This is a genomic window from uncultured Pelagibacterium sp., assembly GCF_963972885.1.
Taxonomy (GTDB): domain Bacteria; phylum Pseudomonadota; class Alphaproteobacteria; order Rhizobiales; family Devosiaceae; genus Pelagibacterium; species Pelagibacterium nitratireducens.
Map to the genome: position 1 here is coordinate 1 of NZ_CAXAXY010000102.1, position 10,462 is coordinate 10,462.

Below are 10,462 nucleotides of genomic sequence, written 5' to 3' on the forward strand. Positions count from 1 at the left end.
CATGACCACCAAGGAGGGTAAACCCCGTGACTACCAAACTTTTCGCTCTTTCCGCAATGGCCGCCGCTCTGGCTGTGAGCGGGTGTTCAAGCACCTCTCCTACACCGCCGCCCGAGCCGTCGCCGCTGACCTACTCCGCACTACGGATCACGCCGGGTGGCTCGACCACGCAGACAGGAACGGGAACAATTGGCGGAACCCCGCAAAACGCAACTGTTCAGGTGGGCAACGCGACCTATAGCTTCGGTGGCAGCGGAGTTCCCGATGATTCCGTAAATGGTATCGATGTTTACACCTACCCAAGCTATCGCTCTGGTGCCGCCATACTTGACGGCCAATATGCTACTGCGGCGCTCGTTTCAGATAATGTTGTCAGCCAGCAAAGTGTGGCGGTCCTCAACGGCCAGGCCACATCTCCGAACAGCATGCCGATACAAAGCGCCAATTACCAGGGCCTGTGGTCAATCGCCGACTCTGCCGGCAATAGCGAAGGTGGCCAGTTTGCCGCCGGTGTCAATTTCGATGCCCGCACCTATGGAATGGACCTCTACAACGGCCAGGGCAATATTCCGCTCGGAACAGGAAGCGGTGTCGTACAGGGGACCGGATTTACCGGAAATCTGTCGACCCAGGGCGCTTTTGTCTCGACCAACCGCGTCGACGGGCAGTTTTACGGACCCGGCGCAGCGGAAATGGGCGGCCTGATACGCGGCCAGACCGCAAGCGGTGCTACCGCCGGCGCACTGGTCGGCGCGCGCCAATAATACAATCGCCGGGCGACGGTTTTGGCCGCGCCCGGCGCTTTACGTTGTACCCGTGGCCTTGAGATAGTGTTGATGAAACAGTACGCACGTTCGTTCGCGTCGCTTCTGCTGGCAGGAATGACGGCCTTTTCCTATGTTCTCCCGGCCCTCGCGCAGACCGCCTCGCTGGCGTCGCTCGACGAGGCGATCGGGGCGCGGGACTGGGCGCGGGCCGATGCGCTTGCCGCCCAGCTCGACGCAGAGGCCGGGCGAGGCGATGTGATGGCGGCCTATGCGGCGTCGGTTCGGCATGCGCTTGATGGCGAGTGCGCCGAGGCTGTGGTGCTGGCCGATCTGGTGATCGGGGCGGTGCCGTTTTTCGTGCCGCCCTATCTGGTGGCGCATCGGTGTTATTCCGATCTGGGCCAGAGGGATATGGCGGCGGCGCGGCTGGGCTCGTTGCAGGCCATATTGCCCGATGGGCCGGAGCGCGACGTGGTTTCCCAGATGCTCCAGAACGCGCAATCGCAGGGGCGGCCTGTGTTTTCCGGCTATTTCACGATGGCGCCCTCGACAAACGTCAACCGGCAGACCGGCGAAGACACAATCGATGGCGGGGTGTGGGGACCGGGGGAAATTCCCGAGGAAGCGCGCGGCAAGCGGGGCGTTTTGTTCAGCCTGGGGGGATCGGTGGCGGTGGAACTGGCGCGCAGCGAGGCGGCGAGCCTTTCGGGCGTGCTGCGCACCGACATCCGGTTTTCAACGGTCGATGAGGTGTTCGAGCCGAGCTTTACGGCGGAGCTGCCGATAACGTTTGCGGTTGGGGAGACAGCGCGGGCGGTGGTTGCGCCTTATGTGACGGTCGGGCTGGAAGAGGATGTTCTGGAGCGGACCGAAGCGGGCGTACGCTCGAGCCTGTCGGTGCCGCTCGACGCGTCGCAGCGGCTGGCGTTCGATCTGAAACTGGCGGCGGTGGAGCGGCATCTCGATCCGGGGCGGTCGGGGCTATTGGCCGATGGGGCGGCGTCGTATTCGACATCGCTTTCGCCCAACATGAACCTGACGACGACGGCGCGCGCGGTTTACAATCATACCGACGACGAGACGTTGCGCACGCTGGTGGGGACCCTACGGGCGCGGGTGGATACGCTGTTCGACAATGGATTGCTGGTTGGTGTCGAGGGAACGATCGGGCAGCGCTGGCACTGGCGCCCTGCCCCGTTCCAGCTCGAGGATCAGGTGGACCGGTTTGCGACCGGGCGGATCGAGGCGAGCCATCGCGACATCACCATCGGGCCGCTGATGCCTTCGATCTATTACGAATACACCAACAGCTGGTCGGACAATGTGTTTTACACCTATGACAGCCACGATATCGGGCTGACGCTGCGGGCGAGCTTTTGATGGCGTTTTGCCGTAGGGCGGGTCTGGGTTTTGACGTTTGGTGTTGGGGGTACTGGATCCCGGATCAGGTCCGGGATGACGAGGGTGACCAAGGCAGGGCTGGTGCGCAAGCTCAGGTTCCGATTCAATCCATTGCGGGATTGAATCGGGAACGTCTGGTAAGTGCCTGATGCTGAGTCTTATTCCGCCGCCTGCGGTTCGGCATCGGCATCCATAGCGGGGGCCGGCTTGCGGTCCGAGAGGGGGATTTCGATGAGGAACCAGCCGATGATGCTGGCGACGGCGGCCGCAGCGGCGGCAACCCAGTAGATGGGATGCAGGGCCGAGGTATAGGCCTGCAGCATGTCGAATTGCTCGGGCGCCGGCATGGCGGCGAGCGCGGCGGCATTAAAGCCTGCGGTGCCTTCGGGGTGACCGATGGCGGCAGTCTCAAAGGCGAGCCGGTTGGCGAAGATGGCACCCAGTACCGCAACACCGAGCGAGCCGCCGATCTGGCGGAACATCTGGGCGCTGGCGGTTGCCACACCGAGGACGGTGTGGGGCACCGCGTTCTGGATGGCGGTGACGCCCACGCTCATGACCGGGCCGATGCCGAGGCCGACCAGCAGCATGTAGAACATGACGAGTGGGAACGGCGTATCGACGCCGAGCGTGCCGAGCAGCAGAGCGCCGACGGCAAGGATGGCCGTCGAGATGATGGGCAGCGCCTTGTAGCGCCCGGTGCGGGCGATGAAGATGCCCGAAAGGGTCGAGGAACCGATGAGCCCGATCATCATGGGCAACAGGGCAAGCCCGGCCTGGGTCGGGGCGAAGCCCTGAACGATCAGCAGGTAGGAGGGCATGTAGGTGATGGTGCCGAACATGGCCGTGCCGACAATGAAACCCACCGCATTGGAGACGAGGAAGGCATTGTTGCGGAACAGATAGAGCGGCAGGATCGGTTCGGCAGCGCGTTGTTCGACCATGAGGAAGGCGACGAGCGCGACGGCGCCGATCACCGGCAGGACGAGCGCTTCGGGGGCAAACCATGGCAGAATGGTCCCACCGACACTGGTATAGATCACCAATGCGGAGAGTGCCGTGGTGAGCAGCGCGGCACCGGCATAGTCGATCTTGCGCTTATGGCTCTTGGTGCGGCTTTCAAAGGCGATGGCGATGACGGCAAAGGCCGCGATGCCAACCGGGATGTTGACGAAGAACAGCCAGCGCCAGGACAGGGATTCGACGATCAGGCCACCGAGCAAGGGACCGACCACGGTGGACAGACCAAAGGCCGCACCGAGGAACCCCTGCGCCTTGCCCCGCTCACGCGGCGGCAGCACGTCACCGATGGCGGCCATGGCGGTGACGATCAGCCCGCCCCCGCCGATGCCCTGAACAAAGCGGCAGAACACAAGCATGTTGAGATCGACCGACATCGCCGCAAGGACCGAGCCGGCAAGGAAAATGCCGATGCCCGACTGCAGCATGAGCTTGCGGCCATACATATCGCCCAGCTTGCCGAAAACCGGCGCGGCGACGGTGGCGGCAAGAAGATAGCCGGTGATGGCCCAGGAAATATGTTCGATGCCGCCGAGGTCGGCGACAATGATGGGAAGCGCGGTCGTGATGATGGTCTGGCCCAGCGAGGCCAGCAACAGGGTCGCGACCACCGCACCGATCACCAATTTGACATTGGGATCGGATAGCTGCGGCGCAGTTGGTGCGGGTTGCGACATTTCTAACTCCGGAATATTTGTCGGCTTGATATATCTGCCCGACGCAATTATATGTCAAGAGCATGCAATTGCTTTTGGCATGTATTAAGGATCGCCTCCCATGCCCACACGACAGGACACATTGCGGGACCTGCTGACCAGAAGCGGCAAGAACGCCGATCTGGCGGACGCCCTGATCCGCATAGACATCGTGGTTCAGAACTGGCGGCGGCAGATGCACAAGCGCGAACTTGGCCATCGCGCCACGCGGGCGCTGGGTCTGGATATGGATCTGGCGCAAATCGATGTGCTGTTCGCCATTGCCAACCCGCCCCTCCCCTCAGACGCCAACGCCGATGACGAGACAATGGTTTCAACCGTCGCCGAGCGGTTGCATATCGACCCGTCACGGGCCAGCCGGCTGGTGGCAGAGATGGTCAACTCAGGTTATGCCCGCCGCGCGGTGTCCCAACGGGATGCCCGACGCACGATCCTCGAGTTGACCGCCGCCGGCGAAGCGGTGATCGATGCGGTCCGGGGATACAAATGGCTGTTGCTGGGCGAATTTTTCAGCACCTGGCCGGCCGAAGACGTCGCCGCGTTCGTGCCGCTTCTCGAGCGCTATTCGAGCTGGATGAACAGCAGCGAAGTGGCCGAAGAAAAGTTTGCCGACGAAATCGATGAACTGGCGCGCTCGATCGAGCGTGCGAAAACCGAGATTTCCTCAAGCAGCAAGAGCGGGTGAGTTCAGCTCGGACTTCACATGAGCGAGAAACGCATCGAGCACGGGATTTGACGCAGCCGAGCCGCGCTTGATGCCGATTTCGGCCACGCCCAGCGGATAGCGCGCATCCATTTCCTCGAGAATGCGCAGACCGGGGCCGACGAACCATGAGGGCGCGACGGCGACACCGAGGCCGTCGAGTACGGTGAGCGTAATCAACGCCGCATTGGACGTGGTGACCGCAAGGCGCCATTTGCGGCCGTCCCGCACCAGCGCGGCCGAAGCCATTTCCCGCCACGAGCAGCCCGGCGACCATGCGCAGAATGGCAGGGGATCGTCGAAATGGGGCGAGACTTTTTCGCTGCCGATCCAGTGCAGCCTGTCCGAGCGCAGGGTTTCGGTATCGGCATCGCCCGTCCGGCACGAGATGATCGCCGCATCGAGTTCGCCATCGGCCAAAAGATCACGCAGCTGACCACTGGTGCCCGTAACGACTTCGACCTGAACGGCGGGATGGGCGGCGCCGAAGGTACGAAGCGTGCCCGGCAGGAAGGCCTGGGCATATTCATCGATGGCGCCAAGGCGCAGGCGCCCGCTGATCTCGAGCGGCTGGAAGGCGCGCAGCGCCTCATCGTTGAGCCGCACCATGGACGCTGCGTATTCGAGCAGTTTCAGCCCGTCCGGGGTGAGAACGTTGCGCCGCCCTTCCCTTTCGAACAGCGGCACGCCGATGATCTCTTCAAGACGTTTCATCTGGGCCGAAACCGTGGACTGGGTCTTGTTCACCCTTTCGCCGGCAGCACCGAAACTGCCGGTTTCGGAAATGGCCAGAAAGGTGCGCAGAAAATCCGGATCGAGCGAAAACACGGCGATTTCCTTTCATCAGCAATTTCGATGGGTTTAACAAAAAACATTCGTTAGATCAATCCATCCGGCCAATCCATGATGGGCGTCATCGAGCAAGGAGAAGACAGATGACGCTATATGAACGGGATGATTTCGTTGAACGGCTGCGGTATCGCGCCACGGTGTGGCGCTACCTCAAGCTGGTGGTCTCGGGCTGGTGGGCCGACCGGCAGGCATATGCCCGGCGGCGGCGGGGGATGATCGAACTGGCCGAGATGGAAGACTGGCAATTGCGCGATATCGGGGTCGAGCGCAGCGAGGTCGACAGGCTGCTCCACCAGTATGGGGTGGCACGCGAGCAGATACAGGAAGACGCGGCGCGCTAGAGCCGTTCAGGATTTGATTGAATCGAATCCTTGGCTCCAAGCCCTTGTCTTGTCGCGTGTCTGGACCCTCAGTAAACGTAGACGTTCAGCACGGACCCTTCGGTGGCTATTGCAAAAACGTCCTCGGGCCCGTGCGCGGCGCGCTGAAGGGCCAGCGAGACCAGTTGATCGCCGGCTGCGGCGCCGCGCACCGCTCCAAGCCGGCCACCGCTTTGCATACGGCCTTCAAGCGCCTGGCGCGTATCGGCGCAAAAGCCCATTGAAACGACACGCACATTGGGCACCCGGCCCCAATCGCCCAGCGCCGTGTTGTTGAACAGGAACATGGCCCAGTCGGCGCTGGCGGTATCGCAATTTTCATCGGGTGTGGCGGTAATTTCGGGCTCAACCACGGGTTCGGGCTCAGGCAGGGGCTCGGGGTCCGCCGGGGGCGTATCGGGGCGATTTTCGGGCGGGTCGGCCAGCGCAACCTCGGCAATTTCAGTCTGCAGACCTTCAAGGGTCGGTGTCATCCCGGCCATTTCGAGCCATTGCGGCGCATCGGGCTCAGGCAGCGGCGGTTCGGGCCGAATGACGGGACCCTGTGGCGGTGGCTCGGGCGTGAAACTGACAAAGGACTGGCGGATGACGTCCTCATGCACGGGCGATGGCGGCGTCTGGGGCGCCGGTTCTTGCACAAGCTCCTCAGCGAGCGGTTCAGCGGCGATCCGGACCACCGGGGGTTCAGGGGGCGTTTCGACGGCTGCAACCTCGGTTGCCGGTTGTTCGGCCACGGGCGGCTGGGCGGTCGGCTCGGTCGCAGCGATCTGGCTGGCGGGGGTTTGCGTCACCGGCTCGGCGACAAAATCGGCCACTTCGGGCGCCGTGTCCGCCGGCCCTGGATCCTGCAGCCGGACGATCGCCACGGCTGCAATCGCTCCGAACGCAAAGGCCGATACAAGCACCAGCATCGCTATCCGCAACGCGTAGCCGTGTATGCTTTCCATTAGCCGCGCCTTCCCAGAAAGGCATGGCGTGCCCACCCAAAAGATGCGCACGCAGCCGCAAACTTATCCCGACCATTCCCCTTACGGCTTTTCAGCCGGCACCGCGGCGGCAATCGTTTGGCCTCTTTGCCGCCCGGCGCGCGAAGGCCAAGGCTCTTAATGCAGCATATTTGGTATCGGCACCTTGATGCAACTCGCAAAAAAACGCCGCGTCCATGCGAACGCGGCGTCGATGATACTGGTTTGGCCCTTCGCTCAGCCTCAGGGCGTTCGTGCCTAAAATCGCTCCACTGGAGCGATTTGACCTCGCGTTACCGCGAGGTCGGCACTCACCCAACGATTTCGTCGTCGCTAAAGAAGAACTTGATTTCTTCGGCGGCGGTTTCGGGAGCGTCCGAGCCGTGGACCGAGTTTTCGCCGACCGAGAGGGCAAATTCCTTGCGGATGGTGCCGGCATCGGCGTTTTCGGGGTTGGTGGCGCCCATGACTTCACGGTTTTTCGCGATGGCGTCTTCGCCTTCGAGGACCTGAACGACAACGGGGCCGGACGTCATGGATTCGACCAGTTCGCCAAAGAAGGGACGTTCCTTGTGGACCGCGTAAAAGCCTTCGGCCTGTTCGCGGGTCATCTGGATGCGCTTGGAGGCGACGATGCGCAGGCCGGCATCTTCGAATTTGGAGATGATCTTGCCGGTCAGGTTGCGCTTGGTGGCGTCCGGCTTGATGATCGAAAAGGTGCGCTGAATGGCCATTGTGTCTGGTCCTTATTGGAGGATGCAAAGAAAGTGGGGCCTTTTAGCGTCAGGTTGTGGCGGTGGCAAGACGGCTTGACGCGCATGGCGCGGACCTGCCCTGCAGGGACACCACTTGCGCGGGCGGGCAGTCAAGGTTACTCACCGCGCCATCATGCTTACGATTACCAACCTCCATTACAAGATTGCCGGGCGTCCCCTGTTCGAGGGGGCGTCTGTGACGTTGCCGACCGGGGCCAAGACCGGGTTCGTGGGCAAGAACGGGTCGGGCAAGACGACGCTGTTTCAGTTGATCCAGGGGTTCTTGTCGCCCGAGCAGGGATCGATCGAATTGAGCAAGCGGGCGCGGATCGGGGCGGTGGCGCAGGAAGCGCCGGCCAGCGAGATGAGCGTGCTCGATATGGTGCTGTCGGCCGACACCGAGCGCACGGCGCTGCTCGATGAGGCGGAAACCGCCGAGGATCCGCACCGGATCGCCGATATTCATATGCGGCTGGCCGATATCGATGCACATACGGCAGAGGCGCGGGCCAGCGCAATCCTCAAAGGACTGGGGTTTTCGCTGGAGCGCCAGCATGGGCCGTGCCGGGAGCTTTCGGGCGGGTGGCGGATGCGCGTGTCGCTGGCGGGGGTGCTGTTTTCCCAGCCCGATCTTTTGCTGCTGGACGAGCCGACCAACTATCTCGATCTTGAAGGCACTCTGTGGCTGGAGAAATATCTGGCGACCTACCCTTATACGGTCTTCATGATTTCCCACGACCGCGACCTGCTCAACAAGGCGGTCAATTCGATCATCCATCTCGAGCGCGGCAAGCTGACCTTTTACAAGGGCGCTTACGATACGTTCGAGGAAACGCGCCGCATGCAGCGGGAGCTGCAGAACAAGGCGCGGGAGAAAACGCTCGCCCAGATCGAGCACATGCAGAAGTTCGTGGACCGGTTCAAGGCCAAGGCGACCAAGGCCAAGCAGGCCCAGAGCCGGGTCAAGGCGATTGCAAAGCTGCGGCCGCCCGAGGCGCTGTTCGATGAATTTGCGGCGCCGTTCAGCTTCCAGCAGCCCAAAAAGGCGCCGGCCACGCCGATGATCACCTTCGACAATGTATCGGTGGGGTATGGTGAGACGGTCATTTTGAAAAAGATCACCAACCGGATCGATCCCGACGACCGGATTGCGCTGATCGGGCCGAACGGGAACGGGAAATCGACCTTTGCCAAGCTGTTATCGCGTGAACTCAAACCGATGGGCGGGCAGATGCTGCGGGCGAAAACGCTCGATGTGGCCTATTTCGCCCAGCACCAGCTCGACCATCTCAAGCCCGAACAGACCCCTTACGAGCATGTGATCGACCTGATGCCGCTCGAAAGCGAGGCCAGGCGCCGGGCGCGGGTGGCCCAGATGGGGCTTTCGACGACGCGGATGGACACGAAGGCGAAAAACCTTTCGGGCGGCGAGCGGGCGCGGCTTTTGATGGGGATCATCACGTTTGGCGGGCCGGGCATGCTGGTGCTGGACGAACCGACCAACCATCTCGACATCGACAGCCGCGACGCGCTGGTTCATGCGCTCAACGACTACAAGGGCGCCGTGCTGATCATTTCGCACGACCGGCACCTGATCGAAGCGACCTGCGATACGCTGTGGATCGCCGAGAACGGCACGGTGAGCGAGTTCGAGGACGATCTGGACGGGTATCAGAAGAGCCTCACCGCCAACGGGGCGAGCGGAGCCGGCGGGGGCGGTTCGGCATCGGACCGCAAGCGCGAGCGGCAGGAAGCAGCGGCAAAGCGGGCCGAGTTGGCGCCGCTGCGCAAGGAGATCAAGGCGCTCGAGCAACAGCTGGACTGGAAACGCAAGGACCTGGCCAAAATCGACAAACAGCTCGACGATCCGGGCCTCTATACCGGCGATGCGGACAAGGCGATTGCGCTGGGGATCGAAAAATCGAAATTCGAGAGCGAGATCGCAGCGCTCGAGGACCAGTGGCTGGAGAAAAGCGCCGAACTCGAGGACGCGCAGGCCGACGCCTGAGCGGTTTCTTTACCGAACCGGCCAACGCGGTCTGGAACACGTTTATGCCCCGCGCTAAGGTGCTTCCGGACGATGCGGGACGAGGATCGAGCATGGCAAAACTGGTGATTGCGGCACTGCTGGCGGTACTGGCCGGGGCCGCGCCGGCGGTTGGGCAACAATTGACCAATGCGCAGCGCGATGCGGCCATCGAATTTGCGCTCAACAACACCCGCCACACCATGCTGCACGAAATCGGGCATCTGCTGGTCGATCAGCTCGATCTGCCAGTGCTGGGGCGTGAAGAGGATGCAGTGGACATGCTGGCCACGCTGCTCATGCTCAATACGGGGACCGAAGCGGATGTGATCGGGCTGCAGGATACCATAGACGGCTGGCGTTATTCGGAGAGTTTCCGGCCCTCGCGCGGCTACGTCAATTCGGCATTCTACGGCGCGCACAGCCTCGACATCCAGCGCTCCTACGCCATGGCGTGCCTGATGGTGGGGAGCGATTACGAGCGGCACACCCAATATGCGACGCGGATTTCGCTGCCCATCGACCGGCAGAAAAGCTGCGCGGAGGATTACCGGATCGCCGAGCGGGGCTGGTCGAGTGTGCTCGAGCCGCATCTTCGCGAGGGGGCACCGGCTTCCGATGTTACGGTGCAGTATCGCGACACGCGCGGGCAGTACCCTATCGCGCAGGCGCTGCTGGAACAGTCGCTGGTGCTCGAAACCTATGCCGACTGGGTGGCCAAGAATTATGTTTTGCCCCACCCGGTGCAGATCACGGCCGAGAATTGCGGCGAGGTCAACGCATTCTACGACCTGGAAAGCCGGGAAGTGATCCTGTGCTATGAGTGGGTCGATTTTTTCTATGAGCTCTATGTGTCCGACATCATGCCGGTGCGCGA

10 protein-coding genes are annotated in these 10,462 nt (G+C 62.4%); 6 read left to right on the plus strand and 4 right to left on the minus strand.

What is annotated here, in order from left to right; genetic code table 11:
• The first annotated feature begins 26 nt into the window (after positions 1-26).
• Both AACZ55_RS13695 and AACZ55_RS13700 read left to right on the plus strand, forming a co-directional pair.
• Positions 27-764, plus strand: a complete 738-nt coding sequence (locus AACZ55_RS13695) for a transferrin-binding protein-like solute binding protein (RefSeq protein WP_339646956.1) — start codon at positions 27-29, stop codon at positions 762-764.
• 72 nt (positions 765-836) lie between these two features.
• Positions 837-2,147 (plus strand): hypothetical protein, encoded by a 1,311-nt coding sequence (locus AACZ55_RS13700; RefSeq protein WP_339646959.1) that lies wholly within the window; start codon positions 837-839, stop codon positions 2,145-2,147.
• Positions 2,148-2,326: 179 nt separating this feature from the next.
• Here AACZ55_RS13700 and AACZ55_RS13705 read toward each other — a convergent pair whose 3' ends face one another.
• Positions 2,327-3,865 carry an MDR family MFS transporter gene (locus AACZ55_RS13705; RefSeq protein WP_338607138.1) on the minus strand — a complete coding sequence of 513 codons (1,539 nt, stop codon included), beginning with the start codon at positions 3,863-3,865 and terminating at the stop codon, positions 2,327-2,329.
• Positions 3,866-3,965: 100 nt separating this feature from the next.
• On the opposite strand from AACZ55_RS13705, the gene AACZ55_RS13710 reads away from it, so the two are divergent.
• Positions 3,966-4,589, plus strand: coding sequence for a helix-turn-helix domain-containing protein (locus AACZ55_RS13710; RefSeq protein WP_338607139.1), 624 nt, complete (start codon positions 3,966-3,968; stop codon positions 4,587-4,589).
• Here AACZ55_RS13710 and AACZ55_RS13715 read toward each other — a convergent pair.
• The gene (locus AACZ55_RS13715; protein WP_338607140.1) at positions 4,569-5,435 is read right to left on the minus strand and encodes a LysR substrate-binding domain-containing protein; all 867 of its coding nucleotides are present in this window, start codon (positions 5,433-5,435) and stop codon (positions 4,569-4,571) included. The two genes, AACZ55_RS13710 and AACZ55_RS13715, sit on opposite strands and share 21 nt — an antisense overlap.
• Positions 5,436-5,542: 107 nt before the next feature.
• Here AACZ55_RS13715 and AACZ55_RS13720 point away from each other — a divergent pair, with 107 nt between their 5' ends.
• Positions 5,543-5,800: a DUF1127 domain-containing protein gene (locus AACZ55_RS13720; protein ID WP_339646963.1), complete on the plus strand. Its 258-nt coding sequence runs from the start codon at positions 5,543-5,545 to the stop codon at positions 5,798-5,800.
• A 68-nt stretch (positions 5,801-5,868) separates the two neighbouring features.
• Here AACZ55_RS13720 and AACZ55_RS13725 read toward each other — a convergent pair whose 3' ends face one another.
• Positions 5,869-6,786 (minus strand): hypothetical protein, encoded by a 918-nt coding sequence (locus AACZ55_RS13725; protein ID WP_339646966.1) that lies wholly within the window; start codon positions 6,784-6,786, stop codon positions 5,869-5,871.
• 329 nt (positions 6,787-7,115) lie between these two features.
• On the minus strand, positions 7,116-7,538 hold the full coding sequence (gene ndk / locus AACZ55_RS13730) for a nucleoside-diphosphate kinase (protein WP_338607143.1): 423 nt from the start codon (positions 7,536-7,538) through the stop codon (positions 7,116-7,118).
• Between the two features lie 154 nt (positions 7,539-7,692).
• Between ndk and AACZ55_RS13735 the strand changes: the two genes are divergently transcribed.
• Entirely contained in the window at positions 7,693-9,567 is a 1,875-nt protein-coding gene (locus tag AACZ55_RS13735) for an ABC-F family ATP-binding cassette domain-containing protein (RefSeq protein WP_339646970.1), read from the plus strand.
• 92 nt (positions 9,568-9,659) lie between these two features.
• Positions 9,660-10,462, plus strand: an 803-nt coding sequence (locus tag AACZ55_RS13740) for a DUF4344 domain-containing metallopeptidase (RefSeq protein WP_339646972.1), incomplete at its 3' end; no start/stop codon positions are given.

Excerpts from the sequence above, each read along its gene's own strand:
- AACZ55_RS13700 (WP_339646959.1), top strand. The coding sequence starts at position 837 with ATGAAACAGTACGCACGTTCGTTCGCGTCGCTTCTGCTGGCAGGAATG.
- AACZ55_RS13735 (WP_339646970.1), top strand. The coding sequence starts at position 7,693 with ATGCTTACGATTACCAACCTCCATTACAAGATTGCCGGGCGTCCCCTG.
- ndk (WP_338607143.1), bottom strand. The coding sequence starts at position 7,538 with ATGGCCATTCAGCGCACCTTTTCGATCATCAAGCCGGACGCCACCAAG.
- AACZ55_RS13705 (WP_338607138.1), bottom strand. The coding sequence starts at position 3,865 with ATGTCGCAACCCGCACCAACTGCGCCGCAGCTATCCGATCCCAATGTC.
- AACZ55_RS13725 (WP_339646966.1), bottom strand. The coding sequence starts at position 6,786 with ATGGAAAGCATACACGGCTACGCGTTGCGGATAGCGATGCTGGTGCTT.
- AACZ55_RS13710 (WP_338607139.1), top strand. The coding sequence starts at position 3,966 with ATGCCCACACGACAGGACACATTGCGGGACCTGCTGACCAGAAGCGGC.
- AACZ55_RS13720 (WP_339646963.1), top strand. The coding sequence starts at position 5,543 with ATGACGCTATATGAACGGGATGATTTCGTTGAACGGCTGCGGTATCGC.